General features: G+C 63.7%; 18 protein-coding genes. 6 read left to right on the top strand and 12 right to left on the bottom strand.

What is annotated here, in order from left to right; genetic code table 11:
- Nucleotides 1–29 precede the first annotated feature (29 nt).
- From alr to L880_RS0106615, 6 genes are all read left to right on the top strand, one after another.
- Nucleotides 30–1,142, top strand: a complete 1,113-nt coding sequence (gene alr, locus L880_RS0106585) for an alanine racemase (protein WP_027474997.1) — start codon at nucleotides 30–32, stop codon at nucleotides 1,140–1,142.
- A gap of 844 nt (nucleotides 1,143–1,986) precedes the next feature.
- Nucleotides 1,987–3,906, top strand: coding sequence for a hypothetical protein (locus L880_RS0106590; RefSeq protein ID WP_157462643.1), 1,920 nt, complete (start codon nucleotides 1,987–1,989; stop codon nucleotides 3,904–3,906).
- A gap of 65 nt (nucleotides 3,907–3,971) precedes the next feature.
- Complete coding sequence (locus L880_RS34850) at nucleotides 3,972–5,066, top strand: DegT/DnrJ/EryC1/StrS family aminotransferase (protein WP_084461066.1); 1,095 nt, start codon at nucleotides 3,972–3,974, stop codon at nucleotides 5,064–5,066.
- Nucleotides 5,063–5,995 (top strand): glycosyltransferase, encoded by a 933-nt coding sequence (locus tag L880_RS0106605; RefSeq protein WP_027475001.1) that lies wholly within the window; start codon nucleotides 5,063–5,065, stop codon nucleotides 5,993–5,995. Before L880_RS34850 ends, L880_RS0106605 begins: the two co-directional genes overlap by 4 nt.
- Before the next feature lie 44 nt (nucleotides 5,996–6,039).
- Complete coding sequence (locus L880_RS31805; protein WP_043328646.1) at nucleotides 6,040–7,011, top strand: WxcM-like domain-containing protein; 972 nt, start codon at nucleotides 6,040–6,042, stop codon at nucleotides 7,009–7,011.
- Nucleotides 7,008–7,409, top strand: a complete 402-nt coding sequence (locus tag L880_RS0106615; protein WP_084461068.1) for a GtrA family protein — start codon at nucleotides 7,008–7,010, stop codon at nucleotides 7,407–7,409. The genes L880_RS31805 and L880_RS0106615 overlap by 4 nt, the downstream gene beginning before the upstream one ends.
- Nucleotides 7,410–7,529: 120 nt before the next feature.
- Here the strand turns inward: L880_RS0106615 and L880_RS0106620 are convergent, their stop codons facing one another.
- The 12 genes from L880_RS0106620 to L880_RS0106675 form a co-directional block, all read right to left on the bottom strand.
- Nucleotides 7,530–7,877, bottom strand: coding sequence for a DMT family transporter (locus tag L880_RS0106620; RefSeq protein WP_043328648.1), 348 nt, complete (start codon nucleotides 7,875–7,877; stop codon nucleotides 7,530–7,532).
- Nucleotides 7,878–7,945: 68 nt separating this feature from the next.
- The gene (locus tag L880_RS0106625; RefSeq protein WP_027475005.1) at nucleotides 7,946–8,569 is read right to left on the bottom strand and encodes a glutathione S-transferase family protein; all 624 of its coding nucleotides are present in this window, start codon (nucleotides 8,567–8,569) and stop codon (nucleotides 7,946–7,948) included.
- Nucleotides 8,570–8,634: 65 nt separating this feature from the next.
- On the bottom strand, nucleotides 8,635–9,174 hold the full coding sequence (locus L880_RS31810) for a putative metalloprotease CJM1_0395 family protein (protein WP_051443118.1): 540 nt from the start codon (nucleotides 9,172–9,174) through the stop codon (nucleotides 8,635–8,637).
- An 87-nt stretch (nucleotides 9,175–9,261) separates the two neighbouring features.
- On the bottom strand, nucleotides 9,262–10,323 hold the full coding sequence (locus tag L880_RS0106635; protein WP_245614983.1) for an alpha/beta hydrolase: 1,062 nt from the start codon (nucleotides 10,321–10,323) through the stop codon (nucleotides 9,262–9,264).
- Nucleotides 10,324–10,337: 14 nt separating this feature from the next.
- On the bottom strand, nucleotides 10,338–11,318 hold the full coding sequence (locus tag L880_RS0106640) for a 2-dehydropantoate 2-reductase (RefSeq protein WP_027475007.1): 981 nt from the start codon (nucleotides 11,316–11,318) through the stop codon (nucleotides 10,338–10,340).
- 67 nt (nucleotides 11,319–11,385) lie between these two features.
- A complete protein-coding gene (locus tag L880_RS0106645) occupies nucleotides 11,386–12,183 on the bottom strand; it encodes a class II aldolase/adducin family protein (protein ID WP_051443119.1) in 798 nt (265 codons plus the stop codon).
- 48 nt (nucleotides 12,184–12,231) lie between these two features.
- Nucleotides 12,232–13,245: a Bug family tripartite tricarboxylate transporter substrate binding protein gene (locus L880_RS0106650; protein WP_245614985.1), complete on the bottom strand. Its 1,014-nt coding sequence runs from the start codon at nucleotides 13,243–13,245 to the stop codon at nucleotides 12,232–12,234.
- A 148-nt stretch (nucleotides 13,246–13,393) separates the two neighbouring features.
- A complete protein-coding gene (locus L880_RS0106655; protein ID WP_027475010.1) occupies nucleotides 13,394–14,170 on the bottom strand; it encodes an SDR family NAD(P)-dependent oxidoreductase in 777 nt (258 codons plus the stop codon).
- A gap of 11 nt (nucleotides 14,171–14,181) precedes the next feature.
- The gene (hpaH, locus tag L880_RS0106660) at nucleotides 14,182–14,985 is read right to left on the bottom strand and encodes a 2-oxo-hept-4-ene-1,7-dioate hydratase (RefSeq protein ID WP_027475011.1); all 804 of its coding nucleotides are present in this window, start codon (nucleotides 14,983–14,985) and stop codon (nucleotides 14,182–14,184) included.
- 23 nt (nucleotides 14,986–15,008) lie between these two features.
- Nucleotides 15,009–15,443 carry a 5-carboxymethyl-2-hydroxymuconate Delta-isomerase gene (locus L880_RS0106665; RefSeq protein WP_027475012.1) on the bottom strand — a complete coding sequence of 145 codons (435 nt, stop codon included), beginning with the start codon at nucleotides 15,441–15,443 and terminating at the stop codon, nucleotides 15,009–15,011.
- 28 nt (nucleotides 15,444–15,471) lie between these two features.
- Nucleotides 15,472–16,395, bottom strand: a complete 924-nt coding sequence (hpaD, locus tag L880_RS0106670; protein ID WP_027475013.1) for a 3,4-dihydroxyphenylacetate 2,3-dioxygenase — start codon at nucleotides 16,393–16,395, stop codon at nucleotides 15,472–15,474.
- A 33-nt stretch (nucleotides 16,396–16,428) separates the two neighbouring features.
- Entirely contained in the window at nucleotides 16,429–17,397 is a 969-nt protein-coding gene (locus L880_RS0106675) for a tripartite tricarboxylate transporter substrate binding protein (RefSeq protein ID WP_027475014.1), read from the bottom strand.
- Nucleotides 17,398–17,551 lie beyond the last annotated feature (154 nt).

Genomic DNA, 17,551 nt, shown 5'->3' on the forward strand with positions numbered 1-17,551 from the left:
TCCCCTTACTTCGACTTCAGCTTCCAGCCATGCCGCGTCCGATCCAAGCCACTGTTCATACTGCTGCATTGCAGCAAAATCTGGCGCAGGTGCGTCGTCGGGTCCCGGACGCCCGGGTGTGGGCCGTGGTCAAGGCCAATGCCTACGGCCACGGCATCGAGCGGGCCTTCGAAGGCCTGCGCGGCGCCGACGGCTTCGCCCTGCTGGACCTGGCCGAGGCCGAGCGCGTGCGCCGGCTGGGCTGGCGCGGCCCCATCCTGCTGCTGGAAGGGGTGTTCGAGGCACGCGATCTGGAGCTGTGCTCGCGCCTGGACCTGTGGCACGCGGTGCACTGCGACGAGCAGATCGACATGCTGGCCGCGCACAAGACCCAGGTGCCGCATCGGGTGTTCCTGAAGATGAACTCGGGCATGAACCGCCTGGGCTTCACCCCCGAACGCTACCGTTCGGCCTGGACCCGGCTCAACGCCCTGCCCCAGGTGGACGAGATTTCGCTGATGACCCACTTCAGCGACGCCGACGGGCCGCGCGGCATCGCCCATCAAGAAGAGGCCTTTCTGGCCGCCACCGCCGACCTGCCCGGCGAGCGCAGCCTGGCCAACAGCGCGGCCACGCTGCGCCACAGCGCCCAGCCCCGCGTCAAGAGCGACTGGGCCCGCCCCGGCATCGTGCTGTATGGCAGCGCGCCTGATTTTCCGGAACACAGCGCGGCCCACTGGGGCCTGCAACCCACGATGAGCCTGAACACCCGATTGCTGGCGGTGCAGGACCTGGCGCCCGGCGCCACCGTGGGCTATGGCTCGCGCTTCCAGGCCGAGGTGCCCATGCGCGTGGGCATCGCCGCCTGCGGCTATGCCGATGGCTACCCGCGGCATGCCGACACCGGCACCCCCATCCTGGTCAACGGCGTGCGAACCCGCCTGGTGGGCCGCGTCAGCATGGACATGCTGATGCTCGACCTGACGCCCCTGGAGCAGGCCGGCGTGCCCTTCGGCTTCGGCTCCGAGGTCACGCTCTGGGGCCGCTCGTCCAAAGGTGCCGTGCTGCCCGTCGACGAGGTGGCCCATGCCGCCGGCACTGTGGGTTATGAGCTGATGTGCGCGGTGGCACCTCGGGTGGCCATGGCTGTGGACATCGGTTGACGTCCGGTACCCCCGACATCAAGGCGCCACTTGAGCCGCCTTATTTCGCTGCCGGGACAAACTCGGATCTCGCTGCCGCTCAGCGCCATCGCTGAATGGCGAACGGTACCTGTGTACACGCGCCCGGCTTCGATGGAAGGTGTTGGGCGTTCAGACCTCCTCGATCTGGTTTGACCCATGCAGCCACGCGGCAGCCGTGCTGATTGGATCGACGCCATCACAGGGCCTCCGAGCACATGCCGTTGGGCCCTCGCCTTTGCGTTTTCAAGGGGCACTGGAGCAAAGACCCAGAATGTCAGCCACACTCAGGCGAGAGAAACAGGGTGTCGATTCTGATCCGCGCTTGGCCCATTCTTGGGCTCTGCGACGGCTCTGGCCGTGATGCCAGTTTGAACCCGTCAAACTTTCGAAAAGAAAAATCGGTCTCGTTGGCAAGGTTCTGCCCAGGCCCACAAGTAGCAGACATTCAGACTGTCTTGGTCGAACAGAGCCTACCGCCTGGGTACGGGCCACTGGGCTGATGAGAATAGTACTTTGCAACCTGCTAGACTGGGGTGCGCATTTTTAGTAACAAGGTGTTGAAATATTGGTTTTTAATATGCCTCCGAATGGTCTGTTGCCATCGACGGTCAGGGCGCTTCCGGATCAATTTTGTGAGATTGTGTGCCTTTTTCAGCCTCTGAATTTTGATAAACCATTTCTAGACCGTTTCCTCGGGGGGAGGTAGCCAGATGAGCAATGATCGTTCCATGTTGTGCAAGCTTATGGTTGTACGTTGGAGGGGCGAATGCTCCTGTGCTCTTGGCTTGTTTTTCTCTTTTTTATTCTCCTGCGGTGATATGGAATGAAGCCGATACAGCAAGCTAGTTCGTTGCCAGAACCGGAGAAGAGGGCGGAAAATTTCTGGGGTCTATGGTCTGTTGCTCTTTGTGCTTTGCCGCTTATTAGTTTTGGGTTGAGCCTGATTTCTTGGCTTTCCAATGGCGTTGACCTTCCAAATTATGATGATTGGCGTTTTCTCGATAATGAAAACCTCGGCAAGTTCAGCCTGTCTCGATTTTTAACAATCGGTGGCGGAACTCTTGCACCGGTAGGTTATTTTTTGGATGATGTGGCACAAAAGTTTCTGCATGGAAATTCGGTTGCCTATCAGGTGCTCAGCTATTTGGTTGTGATGGGGTCGCTGCTGTCGCTGCAGTGGGTTATTTTGCGACGAGTCCTGCGGGATTTTGTTTTGTGCGCTGCATGCTTTTCTTTGACTCTGTTCATGCTGCAGCCAGGATCCTATTGGGGCTCGCAGAACTTGGCTTACCATCAGGCGCTGCCGTTGGTATTTATCCTCGGTATTATTCGCTTGATGCTGGCGGATTCTCTACTGGATCGCTACCGACAGCCTCTTGTTTTTATTTTGGGCTTGCTTGCCGGAATCGCCTACATCTCGGGTGCCTTTGCGATATTGGCGACAGGTATTTTCTTTCTTTGCTTTTCATGGGCGTTGCTTCATAAGTCCAACAAAGCTGGAGTCTCTCTGAGGCGGGCTGGAGCAATCCTGACGTTGATCGGGTTGATAACTGCTTTTGAGCATTGTTACTGGGCATTGATTCCGCGCAATGGCGTAGATCCTCATCCAGTGCCTAAAGCTTGGCCCTACGAACCAGATTTCTGGTGGTATTTGCTTGGCAAGCTGGGGCGAGCCTTGTTGCTGCCGGGCGGGTCGCCTGGTTTTTCTCTTGCCTTGTCATTGTTCGTGGGTTGCGCAATCGTCCTTTCCATGTGCTGGGGCGTGTGGCATCTGATGCGTTCAGACCAAGTCGATCAGCCATCGATTCATTTGATGAGCGTCATCGGGCCTTTGTTTTTTGGCGTCTCTGTTTACTTGTTGATGGTGGCTGTTGGTCGCACCCATTGGCGACCGGCTGAAATCCAGTTACCTCTGGAGATCTTCGGCTTTGGCATGCAGCGATTTCATTATTTCTGGGTCACATTGTGGTGGCCCTGGTGTGCTGGCGTTGCCTGCTTTCTTATCTTGCGGTCTCGGCCAATGTCAATGACATGGCTGCGACGAATCAGCCTACCCCTGGCGACTCTTTTCGTGGTTTATGCGATCCACGCTGGCGCATTGGAGCATGATCGATATTTTCGGGATGTCACTGGATCTCAATTGGCACTTCGTGAGTGTCTGATCAAGCGGCTTCAAGAGGGCCGTCCACTGCAATGCCCACAGGTTGATTTTCTGCCTGACCTTTCTCGCTCCTATGCCTATGCCCGAGGAATTCAGGCATCGTTTGTCCGTTCTGTGCCTATCCTGCCAACGCCTGACGAATCCACTTTGGCGCCCAGCTGGTACAAATTCTCCAGGGACAAGGCTCTGGTACAGGCCTCATGGCGAAATGCGACGTCACAGCGCGGGGAACAGGATTTTGAAACTATCCATGGTCAGAACCCCCAGCTATGGCTGCATATGCCTGCGGTGCTGCCAATGACCACCTGCAGAGTTTTGGAAATCGCTGTTCAGATGCAGAGTCGTCAAGATGATGTGGTGCGGGTCTATTCCCCCATAGGACCAGAAGATGAGTTCCAGATGGCCCGGTCGCTGGCGCTCCCTGTCCATGCGCTGCAAGACGAGAAGTTCGAGACATTGAACTTTATTTTGGAAAGTTCAGTGGGTTTTGGTCATAGAGTACGCATTGACTTGGCGGCGGCAAGCCCATCGATTCGCTTAAAAGACGTCGACCTGCGCTGCAAACTCAAAGTGCTTCCTTGACGGCCTCACTTTTCACGATTTCTTGACCGATCTGCTCACATGCGGGTCATTTATTTTATTGAGTTGTGCAAAAGATCAACAATCTTGCGATCCGATTGGCCCGCTATCGACCTTTGCTGGAGGAGGCGACCCAACGTGTCTTAGCCAGTGGATGGCTGGTACTGGGACCTGAGACTGCTGCGTTTGAAAAAGAATTTGCAGCCTATGTGGGTGTGGACTTCGCCGTAGGGGTGGCCAATGGCTCCGATGCAATTGAATTGGCATTGCGTGCGCTCGGGGTCGAGCCTGGCGATGTCGTGGCAACGGTGGCCAATGCGGGCATGTACACCTGTGGCAGCATTCTTCATCTTGGGGCCCAGCCCTTCTTCATGGACGTTGATTTGCAGACCCAGTGCGCATCGATTGCTGAAGTTGAAGCCGCGCTGCATTCAGGGGTCAGGGCAGTTGTCGTCACCCACTTGTACGGTCGGGCTGTACCGGGCATTGAGTTGATGGCCAAGCTCTGCGCTGACCGCGGCGTTCCCTTGATCGAGGACTGTGCGCAGGCCCATGGGGCCTGTGTTGACGGTCGTCGGGTGGGGGCGTTTGGCGATGCCGCCTGCTTCAGCTTTTACCCTACCAAAAATCTAGGTGGGCTAGGCGACGGCGGCGCCGTGGTTTGCCGCGATCAGAAAACCGAGCTGGCTTTGCGCCAGTTGCGCCAGTATGGCTGGAGCCAGAAATACAAAGTGACCTGTCCCGGGGGCAGGAACAGCCGCCTGGATGAATTGCAGTCTGCGTATTTGAGGGTCTTTCTGCCTCATCTGGACAGGGACAATGCAAGTCGGCGTCATTGGGGCCATTGCTATGAACGCGGTTTGAAAAATCCGTGGGTCAAGGTGCCGACAGATCTTGGCGAGAATCACGTCGTGCATCTGTTCGTCGTGCTGGTCGAGGCACGAGAATCCTTGGCGGCGCACCTGCACCAATGCGGCGTCGCAACAGATGTCCACTATCCGATCCCTGATCATCAGCAACCCATTTTGGCGGGCAACACCGTCAGGGCCCTGCCTTGCACAGAACTGCTGGCCAAGCAGGTTCTGACCCTTCCTTGTTATCCAGAAATGACGGAGCAAGAGGTGGCCCATGTTGTTGAATCAGTGAACAGTTGGCGACCATGAAATATTCAGTCGTGATACCGATCTATGGCAATGAGGAGTCATTGCCTGATTTGTTCAAGGTTTTATCGGACCTGAATACTGCGTTGGATGGTTTGTTGGAAGCAGTGTTTGTCATCGATGGCAGTCCTGATCGCAGCTTTGAACGAGTGCGGGAGGCCTTGCCCCACTTCACTTTCGCGGCTCAGTTGCTCGTTCACTCGCGGAACTTCGGCTCCTTTGCTGCCATCCGCACAGGCTTGGCGACAGCACGGGGCACTTACTTTGGAGTCATGGCGGCCGACCTCCAGGAACCGCCGCAATTGCTGCTTGAATTCTTCGATCTGCTTGACCGTGACGTCTGCGACGTGGTTCTAGGCACGCGTATTTCCCGCAAGGATCCCTTGCTGAGTCGCATGACCTCTGGCCTTTTTTGGGCTTTGTACCGGCGCTGGATCGTGCCTGAAATGCCCCCAGGAGGAGTTGATATTTTTGGCTGCAATCGCGAATTCAAAGAGCAGATTCTGAAACTGGAGGAGTCCCGGTCCTCGTTGATTGCTTTGATCTTTTGGCTTGGATTTCGACGCGAACTCATCGGTTACGAGCGGAGAGCACGAGTTCATGGTAAATCGGCCTGGAGTTTCCGTAAAAAGGCTGAATACATGCTGGACAGCGTTTTTGCATTCACTGATTACCCAATCAGATTGCTGATCCGTCTGGGGAGCGTGGGGGTTCTTGTTTCATTGTTGCTCAGTGTCTTTGTGGTGGTTGCCAAGATATCCGGCCTGATTCCGGTGCCGGGTTACGCAGCAACAATGCTGACAGTGCTTTTTTTAGGCGGCCTCAATCTCCTGGGTATTGGGGTTGTCGGTAATTATGCTTGGCGCACCTATGAGAATACAAAACAGAGGCCATTGTCGATCGTAGCCAGAAAATTCAAAAATGATCTCTGATTCAGGTGTGGCCCTCAGAGCATTCCATCATCAATCAAATAAATATGCCGACGATTCATTCAACAGCTGATGTCCAATCTTTGAAAATAGGATCGAGGACCCGTATTTGGCAGTATGTTGTGGTGTTGCCTGGGGCCGTGATGGGCGAGGATTGCAACATTTGCTCGCATTGTTTCATCGAAAATGATGTCGAGTTGGGGCATCGCGTCACTGTCAAATCGGGTGTTCAGTTGTGGGATGGACTGCGTGTGGCGGATGATGTTTTCATTGGCCCCAACGCCAGCTTTTCAAATGACAAGTTTCCTCGCTCCCGTCAGCAACCGGAGAAGTTTTTAAAAACGATCATCGAAAAGGGCGCTTCCATCGGTGCTGGTGCCAGTATCCTGCCCGGGATTGTGATCGGCCAAGGGGCCATGGTTGGTGCTGGCGCGGTGGTGACCAAGTCGGTCCCTCCGAATGCCATAGTGATGGGTAATCCTGCGAGAATTACCGGATATTCAAATGCTCAGACACCTGTCCGTGATGGCGTAGAGCAGGTTTTGTCGGCTCCATTATTTTCTGACTCCGATCCAAAAGAAAAGCCCGCTTCCTATTCTCTGACGGTGCGTGGCGTCACCATGCATCACCTGAGACTGGTTAAGGATATGCGTGGTGATTTGTCAGTTGGTGATTTTGAGTCGCAAATTCCATTTGCGCCGAAGCGCTACTTTTTGGTATTCAACGTTCCAAGCGAAAAGACCAGAGGCGAGCATGCGCATCGAGAATGCCATCAATTCCTCATCTGTGTGAGAGGCCGCTGTTCGGTCATGGTGGACGATGGCCAGCAGCGCATGGAGGTGATGCTGGACAACCCTGCGGCAGGTCTCTATCTGCCGCCCATGGTCTGGGGGACCCAATACAAATACTCACAAGATGCCATCTTGTTGGTTTTTGCATCGCACTCCTATGATCCAGCAGACTATGTCAGGGATTACACGGAGTTCATGGCATTGACCTCCCTGACGAGCACCCGATGAAGGCATCCTGGCGAGAGCGCTTGGGACGTGTGATTCGCTTTGTGTTGAGCGGAGTCGCCAATACAGGCTTGTCATGGATGATCTATTTGGCGCTCAAGAACTGGATGCATTACCAACTTGCCTTCGCCATAGCCTACGCATCAGGCATCTTGATCTCATACTGCTTGAATGCTCTCTGGGTATTCAAGGTAGGGCTCTCCTGGCGAGGCGTTTTTTCCTATCCCTGGATCTATCTTGTTCAATATGCTTTATCGGCCCCCCTGTTGTCCGTTTTGATCGAGGGCTTTCAGCAGAGCCGAGTTTGGGCGCCACTTGAGGTCACAGCCATGATGGTTCCACTCAATTATTTTTTGGGCAAGGGGGTGCTGATGCTTGCCAAGCCTAAGGATCGAGCGTGAGAGGAGAGGGGTCTCACCAAAGAAGGCTGGTTTGGACTGCATTCAATTGCCCGGTGGTCGCGTCTGTCGCCGAGGATTTCACACGGCGCCGCGGGTCAGCTTTGCGGTGGACGACCGGGCTCAGTCCGCATAAAGCTGCAGCAAGGCCACACCAGCCATGATCAGGCCCAGGCCGAGCAGGCTGGGCCAGTTCAGGCGCTGGCCATGCACTGCCCAGGCGATCACGGTGATGAGCGCGATGCCCACCCCCGACCACACCGCGTAGGCCACGCCCACCGGCATCACCTTGAGCGTGAGCGACAGCAGGTAAAAGGCCAGGCCATAGCCCAGCACCACGGCCAGCGAGGGGCCAAGCCGGGTGAAGCCCTCGGACGACTTCATGAAGCTGGTGCCGATCACCTCGGCCACGATGGCGGTGCCCAGCAGCAGCCAGCGGTTGACCGAGGCCAGTTCGGGGAGGTCATTCATCGGTTGTTCCAGCGCGCCCGTGTCGCGCCGCCTCCAAGGGGGGCAGCAGTCGACACGGGACAGCCTCTTCAGGCGCCGGTCGCCAAAGCCTGTTGCACGCCGGGCCGTTGCAGCAGGCGCTCGCGGTGGGCCACCACCTTGGGGAACTGGGCAATGTCCACGCCGTCGCTGGCCAGCCAGGTGGAGACGGTGTACAGGTAGGCATCGGCCACCGAGTAGGTGTCGCCCAGCACCCAGGGGCCTTGCAGGTAGTGTTTTTCGATCAGCTGGAAGTTCTCGGTCATGTTGGCGGCCACCTTGCGCTGCATGCCGGCAATGGCTTCGGGCTCGTCGGCCCAGCGCGAGGCGCGCGGCCGGTGCGCATGGTTGATGTGCACGGTCGAGCACAGGTAGCTGTTCACCTCCTGCATGCGGGCCAGCAGGAAGGGGTTGTCAAGCGGGGCCAGGCCTGCGTCGGGGAAGCGCTGGGCCACGTACAGCAGCAGGGCCGGGGTCTCGGTCAGCACGCCTTGTTCGGTGACCAGGGCTGGCACGCGCCCCTTGGGGTTGACCGCCAGGTATTCGGGCGAGCGCTGCTGGGCCTCGGCGAAATTGACGCGCAGCAGTTCATGGCCGGCCTGGGCTTCGGTCAGGGCGATGTGGACGGCCAGGGCGCAGGTGCCTGGGGCGAAATAAAGCTGCAGACGGGACATGAGGGCTCCGGTGAGGGGTTCGATGAGGCAATCGGTGGCGGCACCTCAGCCGGCCGGGCCAGGGTTCAGGCGAACAGGCTGAGGCGGTTGTCGGTGTCCGAACCCGAGTTTACCGAGCGGTAGGCGGCCGTGCCGCGCCGCGCCTGGGGGTTGTTGCTTTCTGTGGCCTGCTGCTGGCGCTGGGCGTTGAGTTCGCTCTGGCCGTCGGCCACCAGCTTGGCGCCCACGGCGGCCACGCGGCGGTCTTGCGGGCTGGGGTCGGCCGGGGCCAGGGCGGCCGACTGGATGCGCTGGCCTTTGTCGATGTTGGCCTCGGGCTTTTGCTCGCGCGAGGTGTCGATGCCCACCTCGCCCGCCACCGCATAGCGCACACCGTCGGGTCCGGTGGTGTAGGTGTACTGGGCGCCGGTGGTGACCACGCCCTGGCCGGCCGAGATGTGGGCCTGCTCGTGGTTGCGCACGCGCAGGTCGGTGGCCTTGAGCGCCGCGACCTGGCGCTGCTGTTCGGGGCTCAGTTCGGTGCGCGCCGCCGCACTGCTGCGGCTGGCAGTGGCCGGCAGTGGGGGGATGGCAGCGGCAGAGGTGGATGATCCGATCGAGGCCATGGCGGGGGCGAGCGCCAGCCAGGGCGCAGACCCGCTGGAAGTGAAGCACAGAAGTGCCCGGGTTTCAAGCCGGACGCGTGCTGCGTTTCAGGGCGCCTTGCAGCGCGCCCAGGCCTCGGGCGCGTCGAACAGCGCGGCCTGGCCACAGGCCGAGCCCAGCATGGCGTCGCCGTCGTGGCCCACGCCGGGCACGTCGAAGGGGCGCTGGGCCAGGCCGGGGTGGCGCTGGCGCAAGTCGTCCACATAGGCGTGGCCGCGGGCGTAGCGGTAGGGCCCCTGGGCCTCGGCGGCGCAGCTCTTGTCCAGGGCCGGGTGCTGCGGGTTGGTGTCGGCGCTGCCCAGCAGGTAGAGCACATCGCGCTGCAGGTAGCGGGCCTCGTAGGCGGCGGGGCTGAGCTGGCGCGCATAGCCCGGGGCGTCGGTCCAGCCGTATTTCCAGTGGTCCACCCCAGGGCAGGTGGCGGCCACGGCTGGCCGCGGGCGCTCGGGGTGGAAGTACAGGTAGGACGAGGGGTTGGCCACCACGTAGCGCACGGCCACGCCGGGCAGCCGGCCTTCGCCCTGGCCCACCACCGCGTAGCGCTGCACCACCTGGGCGCCGCCCGAGTGGCCCGCCACCACCACCTGGGTGAGCTTGGGAAAGCGTTGCCGGTCGGCCAGCAGGGCCAGCAGCGCGTCAATCGCCTCGAAAGAGCTGAGCGCGGCGGGCGCGGTGGCGGCCTCGCCGCCCATCCAGCCCTCCAGGCTCCAGCGCAGGGTGTCGGCCGGCAGGGCATGGGCGGCCACGTCGCGCTCGGCCAGGAACTGCGGCACCAGCAGCAGGCTGTGCGTGGCGGCGGCACCTGCCGCCTGGGCGGCTTTGCGTGCCGAGGCCCAATAGACGTTGGCGTCGCGCAGGCGGCCGTGGAACACCAGCACGGCCCGTTCGACATCGGCGAGCGCGGCCGGGTCTTGCAGATCACGCGAGGCGTACAGGCGCAGCGCGCCCTGGCCGGCCGGGCCGCTCACGCTCAGGGTGCTGGGCGCCACCACTTTGACCGGGGCCTTGTTGCCGGCGTTCTCGTCCACGGCCCAGGCGCTGGGGGCGGCGAGCAAGCCGGCGGCCAGCAGCCAGGGCAGGAGTGCATGCGGGGTTTTCATCGCGGTCATCGCGGACATTGCGGTCATCGCGGGTAGAGGCCCAGGGTCTGCGCCTGCAGCCGGGCCAGGCCCAGCAGGGCGTCGGTGAAGGGGGTGGCCACGCCGGCCAGCTGGCCCAGCTCGCGCACCGCGCCCACCAGGGCGTCGAGCTCGACGCTGCGCCGTGCCTCCACGTCCTGCAGCATCGAGGTCTTGAAGGCGCCCAGCTTCAGGGTGACCTGGTGCCGGTCTTCGGGCTGCTGGTCGATGGGGATGCCGATGTGCTCGCCGATCGCCTTGGCCTCGCGCATCACCGCCGAGATGAAGTCGCGCACCTGGGGGTCGCCCAGGATCAGGTCGGTGGTGGCGCCGGTCAGGGCGCTGACCGGGTTGACCGTCATGTTGCCCCACAGCTTGTACCAGACGTCGCGCTGGATCTGGGCCGAGGCGCTGGCCTGGAAGCCCGCCTTCAGCAGCAGGGCCAGCAAGGCTTCGCTGCGCGGGCTGCTGCCGCCGGCGGGCTCGCCGATGATCAGGCCGTTGCCGAAGTGGTGCTTCACGTGGCCCGGGCCGTTGAGTGAGCAGCTGGCATGCACCACGCAGCCGATCACCTGGGCAGCGGGGATGGCGGCCGTGATCTCGCCGGTGGGGTCGACCGACTGCAGCTGCCGGCCCGCCAGGGCCCCGCCAAAGCCTTGCAGAAACCACCAGGGCACGCCGTTCATGGCCGTCAGCACCACCGTGTCGGGCCCGATCAGGGGGGCGATCTGGCGGGCCACCTCGATCAGGGCCGGGGCCTTGACGGCGATCACCACCAGGTCCTGCACGCCCAGCTCGGCCGGGTGGGCACTGGCCTGCACTGCCACGCTGCGTTGCTGGCCGCCTTGTTCAAGGCGCAGGCCATGCGCCTGCAGGGCCTCCAGTGTGGCGCCCCGGGCCACCACGCTGAGGGTGGCGCCCGCGCCGGCCAGGCCGGCACCGATCCAGCCGCCGATGGCACCGGCGCCGTAAATGCATGCTTTCATGAGATGTCCAAGGCCTCCCGCGGAGGCAAAAGATGAGCGAGTCTGCGATTGTGGCGCGCGGCCGGGTTCAATGCTGGTAGCTGCTGTCCAGCCGTTCCACCTGGCGCACCAGGGCGTCGAACACGTCCTGGCCGGCGCCATGGGTGGGGCTGAACTGCAGGGCGTCGCGGCTGCTCTTGATGGCGGCCTCTTCGGTCACGGGAATGGCTGGGCCCATGGACAGGGTGGCCAGCTGGATCTCGCAGGCGCGCTGCAGCGTCCACAGGATGGCGAAGGTCTGGGGCAAGGTCTGCCCATAGGCCAGCAGGCCGTGGTTGCGCAGGATCACGGCCGGCTTGCCGCGGATGTTGTTGACCAGGCGCGGGCCTTCTTCGGCATGCACGGTAATGCCCTCGAAGTCGTGGTAGCCCACCATGTTGTGCAGCTGCGCGGAGTAGAAATTGCTCTGCTGCAGCCCGCCCTGCACGCAGGCCACGGCCACGCCGGCCGTGGTGTGGGTGTGCATCACGCAGTGGGCCTCGGGCAGGCCTTCGTGGATGGCGCCATGCACCACGAAGCCGGCCGGGTTGACCGGGTAGCGCGAGCCGTCCAGCACCCGGCCCTGCAGGTCGATCTTGACCAGGTTGCTGGCCGTGACCTCGCTGTAGTGCAGGCCGAAGGGGTTGATCAGGAACTGCTTCTCGCCCCCGCTCACGCTGTCGCTCAGGCGCAGCGTGATGTGGTTGTAGATCATCTCCGTCCAGCCCAGCAGCGCGAACACGCGGTAGCAGGCCGCCAGTTGCTGGCGCTGGGCCCATTCGTCCGGGTGCATGCCCGTGGGCGGGGCGGGTGCTTGCAGGCGCTGAGGCGAGAGGGGGGCGTTCATGATCAAGTCTCCTGGGGAGGCGCCCTCTGAGGGGCGCGGGTTCACGCTCTAGGCGTCGGCACTGAAGCCGATGGTCTTCACCAGCGGGCCCCAGCGTTCGAAATCGGTTTTCAGCAGCGCCGCCAGCTCGGCCGGGGTGGAGGACTTGGCCTCCAGGCCCATGGCCGCCAGGCCGTCGACCACCTCGGGGGTGGCCAGGGCGGCGCGCAAGGCGGTGTTCAGGCGCTGCACCAGCTCACGCGGGGCCTTGGCCGGCAGGTAGAAGCCGAACCACTCGCCGAACACCATGTCTTTCAGGCCCTGCTCGGCCATGGTCTGGGTGTTGGGCGTGAACTTGCTGCGCTGCGCGCCGGTCGAGGCCAGCAGCCGGCACTTGCCCGCCGCCACGTGCTGGGAGAACTCGCCCAGCGGGCCCGACACCGCGGGCAACTGGCCGCCGATCATGTCGAGAATCGCCGGCTGGGTGCCGCGGAAGGCGATGTGCTTGAGGTCGATGCCGGCGTGGTGGCCCAGCAGCGAGCCCACGAAGTGCGGCACCGAGCCGGCGGCCGGCGAGCCGAAGTTGGCCTCTTTGGGGTTGGCCTTGCACCAGGCCAGGAAGTCGGGCACGGTCTTCACGCTGGCCGGCACCGAGGGGCCCACGGCAAAGCCGAAGTCGAACACGCAGGCCAGCGACACCGGGCTCAGGTCGGCCACCGGGTCGTAGGCCAGCTTTTTGTAGATGTGCGGGTAGATGCCCAGCATCGACATGGGGGTCTGCAGCAGGGTCAGGCCGTCGGGGTTCTGCGACTTCACGAACTGGATCGCGATCTGCCCGCCCGCGCCGGTCTTGTTCTCGACATAGGCCGTCTTGGTGTAGCCGGTGCCGGGCAGCTTGTCGGCCACGCGCCGGCACAGGGTGTCCGAGGTGCCGCCCGCCGCAAAGCCGGTGATGATCTTCACCGATTCGAAGGCGCTGGTCTGGGCCAGTGCAGAGGGGCCCAGGGCGGCCAGCAGGGCGCCGGCGCCGGTGCTTTGCAGCCATTGGCGGCGGTTCGGGTGCAGGGTGTCGGGGTAGGTCATGTCAGTCTCCGGAAAATGAGGTGTCGCTCAGCGGCGACGCCCGGTTGGCGTCACGGTCTGTGCCTTGATTTTTCCAGCCGACGAGCGGTGCGACCACCCGTGTTTACCTGCAGTTTTTGATTCCTTTTCATAACGGTTTCAGGCCGGGTCAGCCCGCATTCAGGTGCAGACCGTTGTCCATCAGCAGCACCGAGCCGGTCATGCCGGGCGAGCGTGCCGCCACAAACCAGGCCAGCGCGGCCACCTCGTCGGGCTGCGACACGCGCTGCAGCACCGAGGCCTGGCGCTGGCGGGCCAGCACCTCGGCGTGCTCGGCCTCGCCCAGCACCCGGCTGGGCAGGCCGTCCGCCACAAAGCCCGGCGCAATCGCGTTCACGCGGATGGCCGGGGCCAGCGCCCGGGCCAGGCCCAGCGTGAGGGTGTTCAGCGCCCCCTTGCTGGCCGCGTAGGCCAGTGAAGAGCCGCGCCCCAGCACGCCGCCCACTGACGAGATGTTGACCACGGCGCCCTGGCCCGAGGTCGCCAGCGCGCTGCGGCAGGCGCGCGTCATCTGCCAGGGGCCGACCAGGTTCACCTCGTTCAAGCGCTGGAAGTCGAGGCCGTCCAGCCCCTCCAACTCGGCATGGGGCACAAAGCGGGTGCTGCCTGCCGAATTGACCAGGGCCTGCAGACCGCCGAAATGGGCCTGCACCTGCGCCGCCACCGCGCGGCACTGCGCGTCATCGCGCACATCCAGCGCCAGCGCCAGCACCCGTGCCCCCAGGGCCGCGCAATCGCGGGCCACCGCCTGCGCCTCGGTCACCGTGGGTTCGAAATAGGCCAGGGCCACATCCCAGCCCTGGCGCGCAAACTCGCGCGCGCAGGCCGCCCCGATGCCGGTGGCGGCACCGGTGATCAGGCAGACCGGGCGGGTGGCGGTGTCCATGGTGGCCTGCATCAGACGAATCTGAAGGAGATGGAGCCGAGCGGGCCGTAATCCGCATGAAGGGTGTCGCCCGGCACGGCCGGCGTGGGCCGCGTGAACGAGCCGCCCAGCACCACCTCGCCGGCCTGCAGGCTTTCGCCCCAGGGCGCCAGCTTGTTGGCCAGCCAGGCCACGCCCTGGGCCGGGTGGTTGAGGACGGCCGCGGCCACACCCGACTCTTCGATCACGCCGTTCTTGAACAGCAGTGCGCTCACCCAGCGCAGGTCCACCGCGTCCGGGCGCACCGGACGCCCGCCCAGCACGATGCCGGCATTGGCCGCGTTGTCGGCAATGGTGTCGAACACCTTGCGCGGCGCCTTGGTGTGGCGGTCGAACTGCTCGATGCGGGCGTCGATGATCTCGATGGCCGGCACCACCCAGTCGGTGGCGGCCAGCACGTCGTACAGGGTGATGCCGGGGCCGCGCAGCGGCTTGCCCAGGATGAAGGCCAGCTCAACCTCGATGCGGGGTGCAATGAAGCGCTCGAACGGGATGTCGCCGCCTTCGGCAAAGAACATGTCGTCGAGCAGGGTGCCGTAGTCGGGCTCCGTGATCTGGCTGGAGAGCTGCATGGCGCGCGAGGTCAGGCCGATCTTGTGGCCGCGCACGGTGCGGCCGGCGGCGATCTTCTGGCGCACCCACTCGCGCGAGATGGCGTAGCCGTCTTCGATGCGCATGTCGGGGTAGCGCTTGGAGAAATGCTCGACCTGTTGGCGGCTCTTCTCGGCCTGGTCCAGTTCGGCGGCCAAGGCCGCGATCTGCTCGGATGTGAACATGGGGGGCTCGCTTTCTGGGCGGATCAGACCGTCTTGTTGAACAGGGGGTGCAGGTTGCTGTACTTGCCGTCGAAGGAGGGCGCGCCCTCGTCCACCTGCAGCGTGATGCCGATGTGGCGCTGCGCCAGCAGGGGCTCGAAGTGCTGTTTGACCACGCCCAGCAAGGCCTCGCCCACGGCCTGGACCACGCTGGGGGGGCGGCCCGCGCCCATGCGCAGGTTCAGGTAGACAAAGGCGTAGTCGCCGCTGCCACCGGCCGCCCGGCCCGCAGCGCCGCCATCCGACACCGCGTGGTGCGCGGCCGGGAAGGCCAGTACCCGGGTGCCGCCCGGTGGAAACACGGCTTTGCCGGCTTCGTCGCGGTGGGCCAGCATGGTGTCGGCCAGGCTGCGGCACAGGGCGCTGAGGTCGGTCTCGGCCTCGATGTTGGGGGTGTAGAGGATGACGAGGTGGGGCATGGTGTTTTGTCGGGGTGTCCGATGAAGATCACAGGCGCGGGAAGGCCTGGTAGCCGCTGGCGGCCGAGGCCTGGGCGGCGGGAATGGCGCGGCCGTCCTGCGGCGTGACGGGGAACACGGCATTGATCTGGCCCGTGCCCGAGGCGCCGAAGTAGGGCGTGACGATGTCGGCTTGGCCGTCGTAGGCCGACCAGCCCAAGGCGCCCAGCAGCATGGCGGTGTCGTGCATGAAGCCCTCGCCATGGCCCTTGGTGGCGTACTCGGGCAGCATCTCGCAGAAGGCGGGCCAGTCGCCGCGCTGCCACAGCGCGATCACCTCGTGGTCCATCATCTCCAGGAAAGGGCTCCAGACCTTGAAGGCGTACTGCGGCGCCAGCCCGTTCTGGGCAAAGCGGTGGCTCAGCGAGCCGCTGGCCAGAAAGGCCACGGTGCCGTCGTAGTGGTCTTCCACCGCGCGGCGCATGGCCCAGCCCAGGCGGGCGCTGTCGTTCAGGTAGTGGCCGGTGCACAGGGCCGACACCGACACCACCTTGAAGTGCTGGTCGGCATTCATGTAGCGCAGCGGCACCAGGGTGCCGTACTCGGGGTTCAGCGTGGTGGCGTCGTGGGCCAGGGTCTCCACATCCAGCTCGTTGCACGAGCGGGCCAGCAGCCGGCCCAGCTCGGGGTTGCCCGGGCATTCGAAGGGCAGGTTGCTGATGAAGTGTGGCAGCTCGTTGCTGGTGTAGACGCCCTTGAAGTGCGCGCCACAGTTGACGTGGTAGTTGGCGTTGACCAGCCAGTGGGTGTCGAACACCACCAGCGTGTCCACGCCGAGTTCGCGGCAGCGCCGGCCGATCTCGTGGTGGCCGTCGATGGCGTCCTGCCGCGTGCCGTGGCGCGGGCCCGGCAGCTCGCTGAGGTACAGCGAGGGCACGTGGGTGATCTTGGCGGCCAGTGCGAGTTTGCCCATGGCGGTCTCCTGTGGGTGAGGGCTGTGGGTGGGTCAGCTCTCGGCGCTGATGTGGGCGCTGCGGATCACCTGGGCATAGCGGGCGACTTCGCTGCGGATGAACTGGCCGAACTGCTCGGGCGTGCCCGCCAGCGAGCGGATGCTGCCCTTGGCAAAGGCCTCGCGCACGGCCGCTGTCTCCAGGGCCTGGCGCAGTGCGGCATTGAGCCGGGCCACCACCGCATCGGGCGTGGACGTGGGCACCAGCAGGCCGTTCCAGGAGTTGGATTCCACGGCCACACCTTGTTCGGCCAGCGTGGGGATGTCGGGCGCATACGCCGAGCGCTGCGCCGTGGCCATGCCCACGGCGACCAGCTTGCCCGTCTGCACATGGGCCCGGAACTCGGGCCAGTTGCCGAACATCAGCGTCACCTGGCCTCCCAGCAAATCGTTCAGGGCCGGGGCCTGGCCTTTGTAGGGGATGTGGGTCAGCTCGATGCCCATCTGCTCACGCAGCATCTCGCCGGCCAGGTGGGCCGAGGTGCCGCTGCCGAACGAGGCATAGCTGAGCCGTGCACCCGGCTGGCGCGCGGCGGCGCGCAGATCGGCGAGGGAGCGGATGCCGCTGCCCGGGTGGCTGACCAGCACATGCTCCGACAGGCCCATCAAGCCCACCGGGCGCAGGTCGCGCAGGCCGTCATAAGGCAGGTTCTTCACCAGGGTCTGGTTGACGCAAAAGCTGTTGGCCACGCAGGTCAGCGTCAGTCCGTCGGGCGCGGCCTTGGCGCCTGCATCCACCCCGATCACCGTGCCGGCCCCGGGCTTGTTGTCGACCACCACGGGCTGACCCAGTGTGGCCGTCATCTGGGTGGCCACCAGGCGCGCCACCAGATCGGTGGTGCCCCCGGGCGGGAAGGGCACGATCAGCTTGAGCGGCCGGGCCGGCCAGGCGGGCGCCTGGGCCTGTGCCCAGCCGGGCAGCAGCGTGGCGCCCAGGGCGCTCAGAAGGTGACGTCGGTTCATGTTAGTCATCCATGAAGGGGGTATTTCGCCAGAGGCTCTTTGTGCGGCACAGTTCGGATGGCTGCGGAGCAAGCCATGCCAGCAGACACCGTGGAGCGGGCTTGGCCCGGCCACGGGTGTCGTCCCCCTCCGGGGGAAGGCGCCGCAGGCGACT

This window comes from Curvibacter gracilis ATCC BAA-807 (genome assembly GCF_000518645.1).
In the GTDB taxonomy this organism is placed as follows: domain Bacteria; phylum Pseudomonadota; class Gammaproteobacteria; order Burkholderiales; family Burkholderiaceae_C; genus Curvibacter; species Curvibacter gracilis.